The following is a 17,944-nucleotide window of genomic DNA, read 5'->3' as shown; positions in this document are numbered from 1 at the left end:
CATAACGACGAAGGCTCTTTTCGAATTCCGAACTGCTGAACTATCCTTGGTGGATATAATTAGCCATCGCCAGCATTGACCATGAATATAGGCCGAATCTCAGATCTCATCAGTAATGACACCTGCTTTGAGATGATCCGTGAGAACCGCTGGCCAGATGGCACTGTTCTCTGTCCGCACTGTGATTCTGAGAATGTCAAAAAGAATGGACACGACAATGTGCAGGTAGAGTGCCAGCACTATTACTGTAAGTCCTGTAAGCGCTACTTCGATGACCTGACAAATACGGTTTTCGCAGGACACCACCGACCACTCAAAGTCTGGATTGCCTGTCTCTATTTAATGGGGCTGAACGTCTCCAACAGCCAGATAGCTCAGGAACTTGATCTGTGTGTCAGTGATGCACACCATATGACCACAGTCTTACGAAATGGTGTTGTTGACCGAAAGCCTGAAGTGATTCTTGATGGCGAAGTTGAATTCGACGAGGTCTACATTGTAGCTGGTCACAAGGGACACCCTGAAGCATTAAAAAAATCTGGATCGTCCACCGAGAAAAAGAAGGCTTAAAGGCGCTCCGGGCCGTGGGACTCTTGAAAAAGACAAACCGCCGGTATTGGGAATGATTCAAAGGGGAGGTCAGGTCATTATCAACATGCTGTCGAACGTTAAGAAGGCGACAATCGAACCATTTATCAAGAAACACGTAGCCCCACAGAGCCAGATTTATACCGATGAATACAACATCTATGATGACCTTGAAAGCTGGGGCTTCAGACATAAAACGGTCTGTCACGGCAAAGGTGAGTATGCTCGTGATGATGACAAAGACGGTATTTACGAGGTGCATGTTAATACTATGGAGGGGTTTTGGTCACTTCTACGCTCGTGGCTAAGGCCTCACAGGGGAATATCCCAAGAGGCTTTACCCCTTTACCTTGGCTTTTTTGAGTTTTTGCATAATATTGGCCGAAGAGGCAAAAGTCTTCTTCAGCCCTTAGTCAACTTGCTGGTTACATAGCAGTCTGGAATTGGAAAAGAGCCACGACGAAATACCAGAACACTCTGACTGCTGTCATCTCCACTTGTCCAGGCAAAGCCATCCGCTTGAAGATCCCGTTCATACATCGCGGGCTCTGAACCATGAAGCTGATTAAGGGTTTTAACCAGCTTCTGAATACCCACATTAAACCCCTCCGGACTCTCCAACAGATGCCAATCCAGAGCAGCATTCTGATTCCACTCATTATGGGTACCCAGCTCAGCTCCCATAAACAGCAGCTTTTTACCGGGGTGAGCATACATAAACGCCAGATAAGCCCGCAAGTTGGCAAAACGCTGCCAATCATCACCCGGCATACGGGTCAAAATGGTGCCCTTACCATGAACCACTTCATCATGGGACAGGGGGAGAACAAAATGCTCACTCCAGGCATAGACCGTACTGAACGTCATCTGTCCATGGTGGTGCTGGCGGTAGACAGGATCGAGCTTCATATACTCAAGGGTGTCATTCATCCACCCCATGTTCCATTTGAAATCGAAACCGAGGCCACCCTCTGAAACCGCTTTGGAAACACCAGGCCAGCTGGTTGATTCCTCCGCAATGGTCATCACATCCGGGAACGCAGCATGTACCTTTTCATTGAACTTTTTCAGGAAAGCCACCGCTTCCAGATTCTCATTACCACCGTGAATATTGGCTTCCCACTCACCGTGATTTCGTGAGTAATCGAGATACAGCATGGAGGCTACTGCATCTACCCGGAGCCCATCAATATGGAACTCATCCAGCCAGTAAAGTGCATTACTGATCAGAAAATCCTGAACCCAGGGCTTACCAAAATCATAAATGCAGGTTTGCCAGTCAGGGTGCCAACCCCGACGAGGGTCTGGATGTTCATAAAGTGATGAACCATCAAACCCGGCAAGCCCATGCTCATCGTTGGGGAAGTGCGCAGGCACCCAATCCAGAATGACGCCAATACCCTGCTGGTGACACCGATCCACAAAATAGCGAAAATCATCTGGCGAACCATAACGGCTGCTGGGCGCATAAAGACCAACGGGCTGATAACCCCAGGATTCAAACAACGGATGCTCTGACACCGGCAGCAACTCAATATGAGTAAAGCCCAGGTCAGTAACATAAGGGATCAACGTATCGGCCAGCTCACGGAAATTCAGGAAGTCGTTATTCTCTTTCCTTTTCCATGAGCCCGCATGCACCTCGTAGATAGAGAATGGCCGTTCCTTGTCGTCTTTCTCCTTTCTTCGGCTCATCCATACCCGGTCATTCCAGGAATAGTTTTCGCTACCCTGCACCACTGAAGCCAGACCCGGCCACTGCTCGATATGTCGGGCAAACGGATCAGTTTTCAGTGGCAACCGATTGCCATGGTAATCACGGATAGCGTATTTATACTGATCACCAGGCTGAACGCCGGGCACAAACAACCGCCAGATACCATCATCAGCACTGGCCATTGGATGGAGCCGGTCATCCCAACCATTAAAACTTCCCACGATAGCCACAGACCGGGCATAGGGTGCATAGACCTTGAACAGCACACCCTGTATGTTCAGTCTGCTATTGACCTTATGGTCAATCACCCGGGCTCCCAGGTGTCGATAAAGACTTTCAGGCTCAATATCTGACTGGGAGAGAATATAAGTCCCAAAAGAGTAAGGGTCATAAATCACAAAACGGTGGCCATTGGCCCAATGGATCGCCAATTGGTAAAGAAACGTTTTTTTTCTTCTCGGCAGATGCAGCTCAAACACACCTGCTCCATTACGATTCATCTCGCCCAGTAACTTGCCGGTACGGTGATCAAAAACCTCAACCCTCGTTGCATCGGGGCGCCAGGCACGAATGATCAGGCCTTTTCCTTCGGGATGAGGGTGTAACCCCAGCTCATCAAAAGGGGTCGCACACTGACTGTTGGCCAGATCCGATACCACCGGCGTTATGATGCTTGTCGGGATCGAAGATGTTGGGGAAACTGCGATATTCATAGCGCGGTCCGGTAAACCTCAAGGTAATCCAGAGCTGACTGCTCCCAGGTAAAAGACTCCGACATGGCATTATCCATCAACCGAGTCATTAACGGCCCATCCTGATAAACAGCAAGGGTCTGATTGAGACACTGCAACAGCGCCTCACTGTCTGCCGGACCAAACATAAATCCGGTTGCGTCCTCTACCTCTGACTCATGGCCTTTGACTGAGTCCACCAGCCCGCCAACAGCCCGTACAATGGGCAGAGTACCGTACTTCATACTGTACATCTGGTTGAGGCCACAGGGTTCAAACAGAGAAGGCATCAGGAAGAAATCAGAACCTGCTTCAATCAGGTGTGCCAGCCCGTTGTCATAAGCCGCAACAAAACGGCATTTGTCGGGGAAAGCACCGGCCAACCGGCTCAGTTCAGCAGCGGTAGCCCGGTCACCGGATCCCTGGAGAACGACCTGAACATCATCCTGTAAAAACTGCCACAGGGCTGGTATCAGATAGGCAAAACCTTTCTGCTCGGCAAGGCGGCTAACCAGACCGTACAAAGGTTTATCGGTGATCACCGGCAACTGCAACCGTTCCTGTAAAGCCTGCTTACAAACCTGCTTGCCAGAAAGGTCCTGCCGGGAATAATTGGCGGGCAGCAACGTGTCCGTTTCAGGATTCCACTCCTGATAATCACAGCCGTTAAGAATACCGGAAAAATCCTGCTTTCTTCGCCGGATGATCCGGGCCAGACCATGGGATCCAGGATCTGTCTGCAGCTCTTCAGCATACCTTGGACTCACCGTAGTGATTTTATCCGCAAAGGCAATACCACCCTTGAGCAGATTAATATGTCCATGATCTTCAAAAAAATCCGGGGTATACCAGTGGCGGTCGATACCCAGGACGCTCAGCAAGGCTGCGTCAGTATGCTGTTGATAGGCACCATTATGAATGGTCAGGACTGTCCGGGTGCCGGCAAAGAAAGCATGTCCGGACTTATGGGTTTTCAGGTAGTAAGGCAAAAGTGCCGACTGCCAGTCATGGCCATGAATAATATCCGGCCGGAAGTTCAATATCTGGCAGGCCTCAAGCGCCGCCTTGCAAAAGAAAGCAAAACGCTCAGTATTATCACCAAAACCTTCACCCTCATGGGTGTAAAGACCACTGCGATCAAAGTAATGGTTATGCTCTATCAGGTAAACAGGCACACCATCAAACGCCCCCTGTCTTATGGCAAAACCCATTTTGCCCTGTGAACCGGGATAAACCTCACCAACGCCAACAACCTCCGTTGTTAACGCTTCCAGCGCCTGACGATAGGCAGGCATAATCACCCGGACATCATTTCCGAGCTTGCGCATCCAGGGCCCGAGAGCGCCGGCTACATCCGCCAGGCCTCCGGTTTTGACAATACCTGCCAGCTCTGAAACCGCAAAAAGGATTTTCAAATCAGAACCCAACTTTCGCTCCTCTGGGAATAACCACCAGCCCGGAATCGGTTACCTTGAAGCGTTTCATATCCTCTTCCCGATCAACACCGATGCGGGTCCCCGGTGCAATTTCTACACGCTTGTCAACAATCACCCGGTTCAATACGACGCCTTCACCAATGGTGACATTGGGCAGAATAACCGATTCGGTAATGCGGGTATTGTCTCCGATTTTGACGTTGTAACCTACCACACTGCGATCCATGTCGATGTCATGGAATACGCAACCCACACCCACCATGGAGTTGTTGATCAGGCCTTCACGCTCATTACGGTTAAAAGCGATCAGAGCCGGTGGATAGGGTGGAATATAAGTACGGATTGGCCAGTCCTGGTTATGCAGGTCGATCGGCGGCTCACCGGTCAACAGATCCATATTCGCTTCCCAGAATGAATCAAGAGTACCCACATCTCGCCAGTAGCCATTGTTTTTACCCCCGGGAACGGCATTTCTGGAAAAGTCATAGACCATAACCCTGGCCCGGGGATAGAGGGATGGAATGATGTTTTTACCAAAGTCGTGGTTTGACTCTTCATTGGCATGATCATCCAGCAGCTCTTTCACCAGGCAGTCCTTAGTGAACACATAGTTACCCATTGAGGCCAGGACAAAGTCCGGGTTTCCGGGAATGGTCTTAACGTCATCCTTAGGCTTTTCGGCAAAGCCGATCATACGACCATCTTCGTCAACCTCAATAATACCGAAGTGATGAGCCTGATCAACCGGTACAGGAATCGCAGCAACGGTCAGGTCGGCACTGTGCTGCTCGTGATACTGAACCATATCCCGCACATCCATGGTGTAGATATGATCACCACCAAAGACACAAACCAGGTCAGGGTTGTGCGACTCAATGTGATTGAGGTTTTGATACACCGCATCCGCTGTGCCCTGGTACCAGTCACTGCCGGTATTCATCTGGGCTGGCAGCGTATCAATAAACTTGTCCGCCAGACCGGCAATACGCCAGCAACGTTGCAGGTGCTTGCTCAGTGAGTGCGACTTGAACTGAGTAATCAGGTAAATCTTGTGAAGATCGGAATTCACAAAATTACTCAGAACAAAGTCGATGATTCGATATTGTCCGCCAAAAGGAACCGCAGGCTTTGCTCTCATACCCGTAAGTGGAGCAAGCCTGGACCCCCTTCTCCCCCGGCCAGAATCATGGAAAGGACTGATGCCATGGTCGATTTTCCTGTTATCTGCATTATGATTTGAAAGTATTAAGGTCAATCCCTGACCCACTCCGGGCTATTGCATAAAGCCCCCCCCCGGAAGAATCCCCCACTTGCCTGAAAGCCCGCCTCACCTATCGCCGGCCTCAGGCAAAGTATTTCGATGTCTGGTTCAACTCACATCAAACACCATTTGCCTTAAAGACGTCGGCGACCATCTCCTGAGCTTCATTCTGCAGATGGGAAAGGTGATCTTTCCCTTCAAAGCTTTCGGCATAAATCTTATAAACGGCTTCGGTTCCGGAGGGCCTGGCTGCAAACCATCCCCGCTCGGTAACCACTTTCAAACCACCAATCGCTGCGCCATTGCCCGGCGCATGGGTCAACCGGGCGATGATTGGATCACCCGCCAGTTTTTCCGCTTTGACCTGCTCCGGACTCAATGCCGCAAGCACTTTTTTCTGGGCATCATTGGCGACGGCATCCAGCCGCTGATAGACCGGAGCACCGTATTGTCGGGTCAGCTCCTGATAGTGCTCGCCGGGATCACGCCCGGTAACGGCGGTAATTTCTGCTGCCAGCAGCGCCATGATGAAACCATCTTTATCGGTACACCAGGTATGACCATTCCGGCGCAGGAAACAGGCTCCGGCACTCTCCTCTCCGGCAAATGCCATAGTGCCTTCTGAGAGGCCATCAACAAACCACTTAAAGCCAACAGGTACCTCCGTCACTGTACGCCCCAGACCATTGGCAACACGATCGATCATGGCACTGGAGACCAGAGTCTTCCCGATAGTCGCGTCTGGTGACCACTGAGGACGGTGGGTGTAGAGATACCGGATGGCAACGGCCAAGTAATGGTTGGGATTCAACAGCCCATGACCACGGGTCACAATGCCATGGCGATCAAAGTCCGGATCATTCCCGAAAGCAATATCAAAATCATCTTTGAGATTGATCAGCCCCGCCATGGCCGAAGCAGATGAACAATCCATACGGATACGGCCATCCTTATCAAGATGCATAAAGGAAAAGGTCGGATCAATATTCTGACTGACCAGCGTCAGATCAAGGCCATAGCGCTCAGCAATAGGCGCCCAATATTGCAACCCTGAACCACCCAGAGGATCCACACCGATGCTCAGTTTACCGCTGGCAATGGCGTCCATATCCAGAACGTTTTCCAGGTCATTCACATACGGGGTAACAAAATCATACTGGTGAACCTTGCCAGACCTGAGCGCCTGTGCAAAAGTGATTCTGTTAACGCCAGAAAGGTTTTCAGCGATCAGCTCATTGGCTCGCTTTTCCACCCAGCCGGTTATATCACTGCCTGCCGGACCACCATGAGGCGGGTTATATTTAAATCCCCCATCTTCCGGAGGGTTGTGGGAAGGTGTGATGACCACCCCATCGGCCAGTTTAGCGCCATTAGCTGGTAAAGAACGACTACGGTTATAGGCAACAATGGCATGAGAAATCACAGGTGTTGGTGTGTAACCACGCTCCCGATCAATCATGACGTCCAGATCATTCGCAGCAAACACTTCCACTGCGCTGATTAACGCGGGTTCAGAAAGCGCATGGGTGTCCATACCAACAAAAACCGGACCTCCTATGCCCTGAGCACGGCGATATTCACAAATTGCCTGACTGACCGCCAGAATATGGGCTTCATTAAACGAACCATTAGAAGAGGTTCCACGATGACCCGAAGTACCAAAAGCGACACGCTGACTGTTTTCTGCCTGATCGGGCTGTATCGTGTAATAGTCACTGACCAGCCGGGGAATATTAACCAGAAGATCATCGGTTGCGGGTTGGCCTGCGCGCGGATGCATGGCGGTTCCTCAATAATAAAATGGCAGAACAGAGAAAACCGTCCACCAATACAAAAAAGTAGGGAATAAGTATGTAAGTATGTGATTATGCTCACAATACCGACTATTCTATATGAATGCATTGCCGTATATTACGGATTTACTACAACCTCATTATGATGAGATAATAAAAAGTTATTTATAATAATTCTTTCACCATCACAACACTGTGCCCTGGTACTTCATACCACCCCTGATGCAAAATCACCGTCTCCCGGAAAGCCTCTTTATTATCCAGGTTTGTGGATAACACTCTTTGCCACCGAACGTTATGGCCAGTCTCCGGTAAGTTAAAGCGCCGGGTATCCGCCTCATTATTAATCAACAGCACCAGACTGGGCTGACTTTCCACAGGACAGCGATATCGCATCACCAGTGCATGACCACGCTCGTCTGGCAGCATGGCTGCAGTCAGAGGCATACCCTGAGCATTGAACCAGTCGAGTACGGGGCTGTGCCACGACTGGTCATCTGCCCGATAACGGACTCCCAGCAATGGCTCTGACTTTCGTAAATGAATAAGCATTGAAGAGAACTGCTGTAGCTCAGCGCCATCAGGATTCTCATCACTATTATTACCGTTATTATTGCCATTAAGGGCCGCCAACCACGACCAGTCAACCCAGCCAATCGGGTTATCCTGACAGTAAACATTATTATTGCCGAACTGACTGTTACCAAACTCATCACCCGCCATCAGCATGGGGATACTCCGGGAAAGCATCAGTGTTGTCAGCAGGTTTTTCCGTACACGTAGCCGGCGCTTTTGAATAGCGGGATCACTGGAAGCACCTTCAACACCATAATTCCAGGAGAGATTATGCTGATCACCATCCCGGTTGCTCTCACCATTAGCCAGATTGTGTCGGTGCTCAAACGACACCAGATCATGCAGAGTAAAACCATCGTGACTGCAGATATAATTGATACTGCCAGCAGGTCTATCATAACCAAAAAGATCACTGGAGCCCGTTAGACGCCAGGCAATATCAACCACCTGATCCTTGTCACCACGCCAGAATGATCGGATACCGTTACGATAGCGGTCATTCCACTCATGCCAGTCCCTTGGAAAACCCTTCAGACGGTAGCCTTCAGGCCCAAGGTCCCAGGGCTCTGCAATCATTTGCCGGGTTGCAAGAATGGGGTCCTGAAATATCGCCTGAAAGAATACACTATGGGCATCGAACTTCCGATGTCGTCTGGCCAGGGTCGGGGCCAGGTCAAAACGGAAACCATCGATCTGATAGTGCTCAGCCCAATATCTAAGGCTGTCCATCACCAGTTTGATGGTTTGCGCACTGTCAAAATTCAGTGTATTTCCACAACCACTGTAGTTGGTGGTCACCAGATGACCACCATGGTGATCCAACAGGTAGTAATCTTTCTCAGCCAGCCCTCTCAGACTCAGGCTTGGCCCATCGGATCCCGCCTCACAGGTATGGTTATAAACAACATCCATCACTACCCGGATACCGGCACGGTGCAATTCACGAACCATTGTCTTCAATTCAACCACTGGATCGTTAATAGCATACGACGGTTCTGGTGCCATAAAGCAGAGCGGGTTATAGCCCCAGTAATTTTTTAACCCCAGCTTCCGTAATCTTGGCTCGCTGAGAAAACTGGTAACAGGCAAAAGCTCCAGCGTATTGATTCCCAGGTGCTTGAGATAAGCAATAACCACTGGATGACACATACCCAGATAGGTTCCTCTCAACGCTTCTGGAATATCCGGGTGCTGACGGGTAAAGCCCTTTACATGGCTCTCGTAAATAATACTCTCCTCATGGGAGAGCCCGGGCCTGGCAACAGACTGCCAGTCAAAGTGATCTGTCCTGACCACGGATTTAGGAACCAGGTGTCCATTATCCTGATCGTTAAACAACCAATGATTTCTGTCCTTACCTGAGTAGTCATAAACCGCTGGCTGCCAGTTAATGACTCCTTTAACCTCGCGGGCATAGGGGTCCATCAGCAGCTGATTAATATTAAAACGCAACCCTTCATCAGGCGCCCAGCGGCCATCGGCCCGATAGCCATAGGCCTGACCTTCCTGTAACCCTGTAGCCAATACATGCCAGATGCCCTTGTCCTGTCTCTTGATCACAAATAGCTACCTTGTTCTATCATTTCTCACTGATAAAACAGGTCATGCTTCCACTTTCTCCTAAACCATGGTCAGAACTAACTTTTGGATGTGCTGATTTGGGCGATACTCGACGTACAAAACGACTTGTCAAAGTTGCTGCCGAGCTTTCAGCTCATACCGGTAATTCTTTGTCATCTTCATGCGAAGGTTATACCGCACTGGTAACTGGAGCTTACCGGCTGATTGAGAATGAGGCCGTAAAGCCTGAAGCAATAGCTGAGGCAGGCTTTCAGGCAACTGCCAAAATAGCGAGACAGTCTCGCCTACTTCTGGCTCTCGAAGATACAACAACCCTGGGTTATAAACATGCTGTCAGATCCGAGCTTGGTGATCTTGGAGGTCCTGAAGGCTCTAAAACCAGAGGATTCCACGTCCACTCTGTCTTCTTGGTTGATGCGGATACAGAGCGAAGCATTGGGCTTATTGATCAAGAACGATGGGTTAGAGAGGACGTTCAGCGGGGGAAAAAGAACCAACGTCGTCAGCTACCTTACGAGGGAAAGGAAAGCTTTAAGTGGCAAAGAGCCTCTGAAAACACAGAACAAAGGATGGGGGGTAAAATGCCTGACATCATCAGTGTTTGCGACCGGGAGGCGGATATATACGAATATATGCACTACAAACTGGATAACCGACAGCGGTTTGTTGTAAGAGCTACACAAAACAGAATCCTGGTGGATGGCGAACTCTTATTATTTGATTCCTTAGCTCAGACTGAAGTGTTGGGGAAATATACGATAGTGGTTCCTCAAAAAGGAGGTAGAAAGAAGCGAAAGGCAACGCTGCAGGTCAAAAGAAAGAAGATGACAATACAGGCGCCGCAAAGGCCAGGCGGCAGGCCGGAACCGGTAACTATGAATATTGTGTCGGCTGAAGAGATTGGCAATGACTCCGAAGACCGTTTGCACTGGGTACTATTGACAACTGAAGATATTGAAACATTCGAAGACTGTCGCTCTATCATTCGATTTTACGAGCTCCGATGGCGAATAGAAGAGTTCCATAAGGCTTGGAAATCGGGAGCAGGAGTAGAAAGGCTTCGTCTGCAATCTCCGGATAACATTGAACGACTTGCGGTCATATTAATGTTTGTCGCTGTCAGACTAATGCAAATCCGTGAAGCATTAATGTTACCGAATGACAGGCAGCACAAAGACAGAAAGCTTTGGAGTGAAAAAACACTCGCGAATGAGGTGGTCAGTGATGATGAATGGCAGGTTCTCTGGCTAACCTATGAAAAAAAAGCGTTGCCCGATAAGCCGCCAACAGTCACTTGGCTGCTTCAAACGATTGCTCGGCTTGGTGGTTGGGGTGATTCAAAGCATACAGGGCAGCCCGGCTGGTTAGTGGTATGGGAAGGCTGGGCGAAATTGCAGGATCGGGTAAAAACCTGGCAGATAGCCCGGCAGTTCAGCGCTGGAGAGATGTGATCAAGAGTCAGGCCCTTGTCAGGGCCGTACATGGGAATACGTTGCTCCACCCCGGTGCTGTCAAACAGGCACAGCATCACGGTTGAGGCTTCCGGTGCATACACCGCAAAGTTCACGCCTGCAGCTGCAGCAGGAAGCACTGGATGCTGTTGCTGATCAAGTTGCTGATCAAGTTGCTGATCAAGAAAGTTGGCTCCCAGAGGGTGACAACTGCCCGGTCCAAATGATTCTATCGTTATTCGTGGCTGATTCATGTATCGGAGACATCAACGTATTGAGATATGCTAAATCTTAATTTGATTCAGTCGTGCAATCTATCTATTAAATCAAGTGCAAATAAACAGTCGCTAATGGCGGTAGCGTCATCACTAATGAGTGCAGTTGATGGTGCATGGGCAAAGGCTCCGTGGTCAGCGGCAATTGATTCACAACACCACTGCCGGAAAACTCACAACGGTCGGAATTAAACGCCTCTATCCATACACCTGCCTCCGGGACTCCCAGCCGGTAATGCTGCCTGACCACGGGTGTAAAATTACAAATGACCACAATCGGTGAGTCGCCGGGTAACTCGCTGGATGTGTGCCGACTGAACGCGATGACTGACTGCAGCTCATCATCGGTAATCAACCACTGAAAGCCCGTTGGTTCATAATCGGAACGCCACAGGGCAGGTAACGACTGATAAGCCGAATTCAAATACCTTACCATGGTACTTACGCCACTGGAAAATGTACTTTCCTCCAGTAAATACCAATCCAGTTGATCATCATGATTCCACTCCTGCCTTGAGCCTATCTCTGCCCCCATAAACAGCAGTTTTTTGCCAGGATGCCCAAACATATAGCCATAGAGGGCTCGAAGATTGGCAAACTGCTGCCACTCATCTCCGGGCATTCGGCTAAGCAGCGTACCCTTACCATGAACGACCTCATCATGCGACAGTGGTAGAATAAAATGCTCGCTGTAGTTGTACACCATGCTGAATAATATCTGATCATGGTGATAACGGCGATGCTCAGGGTAGCGGGTCATATAATTCAGGGTGTCATTCATCCACCCCATATTCCACTTGTAACCAAATCCAAGCCCATTGTCGTAAGTTGGCATGGAGACTCCCGGCCAACTGGTAGACTCTTCAGCAATCATCATCGCATCGGGGTAGTTCAGATAAACCGCTTCGTTTAACTCCTTGATAAACCGGACTGCCTCAATATGCTCATTGCCCCCCAGAATATTAGGCTCCCACTCCCCTTCCCCCCTTGAGTAATCGAGATAAAGCATTGACGCCACTGCATCTACCCGCAGGCCATCCACATGAAACTGCTCAAACCAGAACAATGCATTACTGATCAAAAAGTTCCTGACAGCAGAACGCCCGTAGTTATAAACATGTGTCTGCCAATCCGGATGCCACCCCCTGCGAGGGTCTTCATACTCATAAAGATGAGTGCCATCAAAACTGGCCAGGCCATGGCTATCTGAGGGAAAGTGCGCGGGCACCCAATCCAGAATGACGCCAACACCCGCATCGTGAAACCGGTCTATTAATGCTTTCAGGCCATCCGGATCACCGTAACGGCTGGTTGCAGCAAACAAACCTACCGGCTGATAACCCCAGGAGCCGTTAAAAGGGTGTTCATGAAGAGGGAGAAATTCAACATGGGTAAAGCCCATTTCTTTCACATAAGGCACCAGTTGTTCGGCCAGCTCGACATAATTAAGCCGCTGCCCAGCCTTTCCTTTTTTCCAGGAGCCCAGATGTACCTCATAAATACTGACAGGACGGTCCAACCCCTGGCACTGATGCCAATCCTTGCTCTGCCATTGATATTTTCGGGCATCATAGACAATGGACGCATTCCCCGGTGGCTGCTCTGCATAAAAAGAAAAGGGGTCTGCTTTATGTGGTAGAAGTTGCCCATTGTGATCTTTCAGCTCAAATTTATAGAGGTCGCCCTGTTTCACGTCCGGAATAAATAACCGCCAAATGCCGCTGTGGCTGCTGGCCATTGGATAAAGCCGACCATCCCAGTGGTTAAATGAACCGATAACACTGACACTGCGGGCATGAGGAGCATATAGACGAAACATGACGCCTTGCCAGCCATGACCTGAAAGCGTAACCGACTGGAGGTGGGCACCCAGTGTATGGTGCAACCAATGGTGACGGATTACCGGCTCTGTACTGCAAAGGTGAGAAAATTGATAAGGATCGTCAGCCCTGAACTGGTGATGCTGGGCATTGGTGACCAGGAGGTGGTATGCCTGAGGCTCTGAAATATCCACAAATGAGCGTTCAAACAGTCCCGGTGCAATAGGAGTAGTGGTGCCCAAGCTATTGCCTGTCAGCTCATCAATAATGTCCACAGCAATAGCATCTGGCCGCCATATTCTTACTACTAACCCTTTGCCGGTCCTATCAGGGTGCCAACCGAGCAAATCAAATGGTCTTGCACAACAGGTATTCAGAAGATCATCAAGCAGGGTATCCCGGCTGTCAGAATCCACTCGGATATCGTCAGGAGAACCAGACATAATCAGCCCCCGAATCTGACGACACTATACGTTTATATCCCATTTTATATCCCATTTATATCCCATTTATATCCCATTTATATCCCATTTATATCCCATTTATATCCCATATAGTCCTGCAATAGTCGACAATGGACCGATCTGATGAAAATTTACCCATGGATGCAGTATTAATGATCGCCATGCGCCACCAGTGGGGGGGATTTTTCCAGGCTTGAACAATCCGGTCGTGGGCATCACTGTATGACTGATAGTCCGCCAGGGTCAGGAAGTAATCGGAATCCAGAAGAGATTCCACCAACGGCCGAAAGGCGCCTGGCTCGTCAGGACTGAGATCTCCCGATGCCAGCCAGTCAATAACAGCCTTTAGTTCTTCATTGTGCTGATAGATGTCCCGGGGGTGATAACCCCTTTGCCGCAAATCACTGACTTCATCCACCGTCTTCCCGAAAATGAAGATATTGTCCTCTCCCACCTCTTCAGCAATTTCGACATTAGCGCCATCCAGCGTTCCTATGGTTAACGCGCCATTCAGGGCAAATTTCATATTTCCGGTACCTGAAGCCTCAAAGCCGGCGGTTGATATCTGCTCAGACACATTGGCCGCCGGAATGATTTTCTCAGCCAGACTGACACGATAATTGGGCAGGAAAACCACCTTCAACTTATCCCGAATGCGGCGGTCATTATTGACCCGGTCGGCCACCCGGTTAATGGCATAGATAATGTTTTTTGCCACCAGATACCCCGGCGCTGCTTTTGCTGCAAAAATAAACACCCGATGCGGCACATCCAGATCCGGGTCCTGGAGCAAGCGACGGTAAATGGCCATAATATGCAAAAGATTCATTTGCTGCCGTTTATATTCATGCAGACGCTTGATTTGTACATCAAAGATCGCCTCAGGGTTAACTTTCACCCCACACAGATTAGCAATAACATCCGTCAGGTGTTTCTTATTATCCAGTTTGATTCGGGCATATTTTTCCTGGAATTGGGGATCATCAGACCAGGCCTTTAACTCGCTTAATTGTGCAAGATCACCGCGCCAGTCACCGTTGAGCGTCTGATCAATCAGTTCAGCAAGTGCAGGATTACAGTTAGCCACCCAGCGTCTGGGGGTTACGCCATTGGTCACATTAACAATTTTCTCAGGCCACAGCTGGTCAAATTCAGGGAACAGCTTTGCCTTCACCAGCATGGTGTGCAGCGCAGCAACACCATTGACTTTATGGCTGCCAATCACTGATAAGTACGCCATACGCACCATCTGTGGTTCCGCAGGGTTTGTGGGTTCTTCAATAATGGACAGACGGGATTTCATCTGATGGTCACCCGGCCACTGTTTTTCTACCTCATTATTCAGGAAGTGGTAGTTCAGTTTATAGATCAACTGCATATGCCTGGGTAAAACCCGTGCGATCAGCCCCTGGGGCCAGGTTTCCAGGGCTTCGGGTAGCAACGTATGGTTGGTGTAGCAGAAAACGCTGCGGCATATTTCCAAAGCCTTGGTAAACACAAAATCCTCTTCATCCATGAGGATTCGCAACAGCTCAGGTACCGCAATGGCCGGATGGGTATCGTTCAGCTGGATCACGACTTTACTGGTAAATGCTTCCCAGCCTTCATGCTCTCGCTTGTAGCGGGCAATGAGATCAGCCAGCGAGCAGGCTACAAAAAAATACTGCTGGATCAGTCTCAGCTCTTTACCTTCAGGATGGCTGTCGTTTGGATAGAGCACCTGGCTGATATTTTCGGCAAGGATTTCCCGGAACCTGGAATCCTGATAACGACCGGCATCAAAGCTGTCCAGGTCGAACCCTTCTGTTGCTCTACCCTCCCAGAGGCGCAGGGTGTTAACACGTGCCGTATTATAACCGGTAATGGGCAAATCCCAGGGGACGCCCAGTACTTCCTGGGTATCCTCCCAACGCTTATTGCCATTAACCTCCCTGACCGTGCCGTATAAACGTACAACTTGCTTTCTTTTGGGTTTTTCAATGCCCCAGGGAAAGCTGTCTTCCCGCCAGGCATCGGGACTTTCGACCTGTTTACCACCAACAAAACCCTGCTTGAAAAGACCAAAGCGGTAGTTAATACCATAACCAAAAGCGGGCACGTTCAAAGTGGTCAATGAGTCAAGAAAACAGGCTGCCAGTCGTCCAAGCCCACCATTACCCAGCGCCGGATCCGTTTCGTATTCCAGAACATCCGAAAGGCTCACGCCAAAGCTGGCCATGGCTTTCTCCGTCTGCTCATAGATCCCCAGATTATGCAGGTTGTTACCCAGCAGGCGCCCCACCATGAATTCCAGTGACAGATAGTAAACCCTTCGGGCTCCGTTTTCTTTTTCATCCCTGCGGGTATACCTTGTGCGATCCAGATTGATCTCCCGGGCAAGCAGGCTTAAGGCTTCCCAGTAATCTCCCGGGGTTGCTTCTTCCAGATCAACCCCGAGAGACTGCTCAAGATGATGTCGAATTCCCTGTTCAATCTGAACGGTATCCATATTACCTACTGCGCTCAGATCCACAGTTGTTCTACCCATGGCAAACACTCTCTTTTGGCAGCTCAAGCTTTTCATAATTGATTAAGTAAGCCGGGGGATTTCACAGAAATAGCTTGAGAGAATAACTAAAGACTATAAATCGGGGCACAGGAGCCCATGAATTTGGAATCCTATGCAAACAGAACCTGAAAACAATAAAAGATCATGAGTAAGTTATAGTTGCCTGACTTCAATTAGGCGTACTTTTGTCTGTTTTTTTTCGCGTTATATCAATTTAAACGTTATAAACGACGATAGATAACTGACTTACATAAAAAAACAACGACAGCCCTTTAAAAAAACCAAACCAAAGAAAAAAAGCATTAAAAGTAAATTTATAATAATCAGAATTGTGCCCTGGTGGCGGTATTAAATATTCTTACTGGCATACTCGTACGCAGCGATTATTATTGGTCAGTACCCGTTTCATTCATCCGGCTAAAACCTGACCGGTTATTTAGTGTACAACCCAATCAACCATGGTTCTTCCAACCTGTTAACAATTTCCTTTACCCGAATAACCAGCAGCTATTAAGCCGTCTGGTTTACCCGGAGATATCAGAAATGATCCCTTCGCTGATTAAAAAACTTTTCCCGGTTATTCTGACTGCACTGTCACTGATCTTTGCCGGTAACGTATTGGCCTTCAGCTCTGACGAACTATTAATATGGGTTGGTGGAGACAAAGCCTATGAAGGCATTCGCAAAGTGGGAGCCCGGTTCACGAAAGACACGGAGATAAAGGTCAAAGTTGAAATCCCGGAAAACATCACCGACCGTTTCCAACAGGCGGCTGCCTCAGGCAGTGGGCCTGATATCGTTTTCTGGGCCCATGACCGCTATGGGGAGTGGGCCAAAAGTGGCTTGTTAGCGCCTATCACCCCATCACCGGAATTCAAGAACGGCGTGAACCCCATTGGCTGGGAAGCCATGACCAGTGAGGGAAAAATCTACGGCTACCCTATCTCTCTGGAAGCCATCAGCCTTATCTACAACAAAGCGATTCTGCCAACACCGCCTGCCACCTTTGAAGAAATGTTTCCCCTGGCCAAGAAACTGGAACAGCAGCCAATCCCCAACAAGAAAAATGAAAAAGGCATCATCACGATCATGTGGGACCAGGATCAACCCTATTTCACCATGCCACTGCTGGCCGCCGACGGTGGTTATGTTTTTCTGAAAACGGCCACAGGCTATGACGTCAAGAAAACCGGTGTCAATGATAAAGGCGCTATGGAAGGTGCCAAAATGCTGGTGAATTTGATTGATAAGGGCGTGATGCCCCGGGGGGTGGACTATGGCGTCATGGAAGCCAATTTCAACCAGCAGAAAGTCGCCATGATGATTACCGGCCCCTGGGCCTGGGCCAACCTGGACAAGAGTAAAATCAGCTATGGTGTTGCACCACTGCCCAAACTGAATGGCAAACCGGCAAGAGCATTTGTTGGCGTATGGGGGGCAGCACTGAACAATGCCAGCCCCAACAAGTCCATTGCCAACGAATTTCTGGAGAATTACCTGCTCACCGAACAGGGGTTGACCGTCATGAACAGTAACGTTCCCCTTGGGGCCGTGGCTAATAAGGCGATGATGAAAAAACTGATGAAAGACCCCCGTATTGCGGCAACTTACCAGAATGTCGAACAGGGCCTGATCATGCCCAATGTGCCGGAAATGGGTAAATTCTGGTCGGCAATGGAGCTGTCTCTTGATCACAAATAGCT

11 protein-coding genes and 1 pseudogene are annotated in these 17,944 nt (G+C 49.3%); 4 read left to right on the top strand and 8 right to left on the bottom strand.

Annotated features, from left to right (window positions below; genetic code table 11):
• Nucleotides 1–81: 81 nt before the first annotated feature.
• A complete protein-coding gene (locus tag MJO57_RS10240; protein ID WP_252018121.1) occupies nt 82–570 on the top strand; it encodes a transposase in 489 nt (162 codons plus the stop codon).
• Nucleotides 539–1,021: an IS1595 family transposase gene (locus tag MJO57_RS10235; protein WP_252026893.1), complete on the top strand. Its 483-nt coding sequence runs from the start codon at nt 539–541 to the stop codon at nt 1,019–1,021. The genes MJO57_RS10240 and MJO57_RS10235 overlap by 32 nt, the downstream gene beginning before the upstream one ends.
• Here the strand turns inward: MJO57_RS10235 and glgB (MJO57_RS10230) are convergent.
• From glgB (MJO57_RS10230) to glgX, 5 genes are all read right to left on the bottom strand, one after another.
• Nucleotides 991–3,018: a 1,4-alpha-glucan branching protein GlgB gene (gene glgB / locus MJO57_RS10230; protein ID WP_252025077.1), complete on the bottom strand. Its 2,028-nt coding sequence runs from the start codon at nt 3,016–3,018 to the stop codon at nt 991–993. The genes MJO57_RS10235 and glgB (MJO57_RS10230) overlap by 31 nt on opposite strands.
• On the bottom strand, nt 3,015–4,463 hold the full coding sequence (locus MJO57_RS10225; protein ID WP_252025075.1) for a glycogen synthase: 1,449 nt from the start codon (nt 4,461–4,463) through the stop codon (nt 3,015–3,017). The genes glgB (MJO57_RS10230) and MJO57_RS10225 overlap by 4 nt, the downstream gene beginning before the upstream one ends.
• The gene (gene glgC / locus MJO57_RS10220) at nt 4,453–5,610 is read right to left on the bottom strand and encodes a glucose-1-phosphate adenylyltransferase (RefSeq protein WP_252025073.1); all 1,158 of its coding nucleotides are present in this window, start codon (nt 5,608–5,610) and stop codon (nt 4,453–4,455) included. The genes MJO57_RS10225 and glgC overlap by 11 nt, the downstream gene beginning before the upstream one ends.
• A gap of 241 nt (nt 5,611–5,851) precedes the next feature.
• Nucleotides 5,852–7,513, bottom strand: a complete 1,662-nt coding sequence (gene pgm, locus MJO57_RS10215; RefSeq protein ID WP_252025071.1) for a phosphoglucomutase (alpha-D-glucose-1,6-bisphosphate-dependent) — start codon at nt 7,511–7,513, stop codon at nt 5,852–5,854.
• A gap of 178 nt (nt 7,514–7,691) precedes the next feature.
• Nucleotides 7,692–9,662: a glycogen debranching protein GlgX gene (gene glgX / locus MJO57_RS10210; RefSeq protein ID WP_252025069.1), complete on the bottom strand. Its 1,971-nt coding sequence runs from the start codon at nt 9,660–9,662 to the stop codon at nt 7,692–7,694.
• A gap of 44 nt (nt 9,663–9,706) precedes the next feature.
• Here glgX and MJO57_RS10205 point away from each other — a divergent pair, with 44 nt between their 5' ends.
• Nucleotides 9,707–11,134 carry an IS4 family transposase gene (locus MJO57_RS10205; RefSeq protein WP_252017676.1) on the top strand — a complete coding sequence of 476 codons (1,428 nt, stop codon included), beginning with the start codon at nt 9,707–9,709 and terminating at the stop codon, nt 11,132–11,134.
• A gap of 38 nt (nt 11,135–11,172) precedes the next feature.
• Here the strand turns inward: MJO57_RS10205 and MJO57_RS33225 are convergent.
• The 3 genes and pseudogenes from MJO57_RS33225 to MJO57_RS10195 all read right to left on the bottom strand — a co-directional run.
• Nucleotides 11,173–11,388: pseudogene (locus tag MJO57_RS33225) on the bottom strand (hypothetical protein); the annotation flags it as partial.
• Between the two features lie 67 nt (nt 11,389–11,455).
• Nucleotides 11,456–13,672: a 1,4-alpha-glucan branching protein GlgB gene (gene glgB, locus MJO57_RS10200; RefSeq protein ID WP_252025067.1), complete on the bottom strand. Its 2,217-nt coding sequence runs from the start codon at nt 13,670–13,672 to the stop codon at nt 11,456–11,458.
• Nucleotides 13,673–13,760: 88 nt separating this feature from the next.
• On the bottom strand, nt 13,761–16,220 hold the full coding sequence (locus MJO57_RS10195; protein WP_252025065.1) for a glycogen/starch/alpha-glucan phosphorylase: 2,460 nt from the start codon (nt 16,218–16,220) through the stop codon (nt 13,761–13,763).
• 360 nt (nt 16,221–16,580) lie between these two features.
• On the opposite strand from MJO57_RS10195, the gene malE reads away from it, so the two are divergent.
• Nucleotides 16,581–17,942 (top strand): maltose/maltodextrin ABC transporter substrate-binding protein MalE, encoded by a 1,362-nt coding sequence (gene malE / locus MJO57_RS10190; RefSeq protein ID WP_252025063.1) that lies wholly within the window; start codon nt 16,581–16,583, stop codon nt 17,940–17,942.
• Nucleotides 17,943–17,944: the final 2 nt, after the last annotated feature.

Origin of the sequence: Endozoicomonas sp. SCSIO W0465, from assembly GCF_023716865.1 — a bacterium.
GTDB lineage: Bacteria > Pseudomonadota > Gammaproteobacteria > Pseudomonadales > Endozoicomonadaceae > Endozoicomonas.
This window is presented reverse-complemented; position numbering and strand designations above follow the sequence as displayed.

Bases quoted from the DNA above. Each gene is read 5' to 3' on its own strand.
- MJO57_RS10240 (WP_252018121.1), top strand. From the start codon at position 82: ATGAATATAGGCCGAATCTCAGATCTCATCAGTAATGACACCTGCTTT.
- glgB (WP_252025077.1), bottom strand. From the start codon at position 3,018: ATGAATATCGCAGTTTCCCCAACATCTTCGATCCCGACAAGCATCATA.
- glgC (WP_252025073.1), bottom strand. From the start codon at position 5,610: ATGAGAGCAAAGCCTGCGGTTCCTTTTGGCGGACAATATCGAATCATC.
- pgm (WP_252025071.1), bottom strand. From the start codon at position 7,513: ATGCATCCGCGCGCAGGCCAACCCGCAACCGATGATCTTCTGGTTAAT.
- MJO57_RS10205 (WP_252017676.1), top strand. From the start codon at position 9,707: ATGCTTCCACTTTCTCCTAAACCATGGTCAGAACTAACTTTTGGATGT.
- glgB (WP_252025067.1), bottom strand. From the start codon at position 13,672: ATGTCTGGTTCTCCTGACGATATCCGAGTGGATTCTGACAGCCGGGAT.
- MJO57_RS10195 (WP_252025065.1), bottom strand. From the start codon at position 16,220: ATGGGTAGAACAACTGTGGATCTGAGCGCAGTAGGTAATATGGATACC.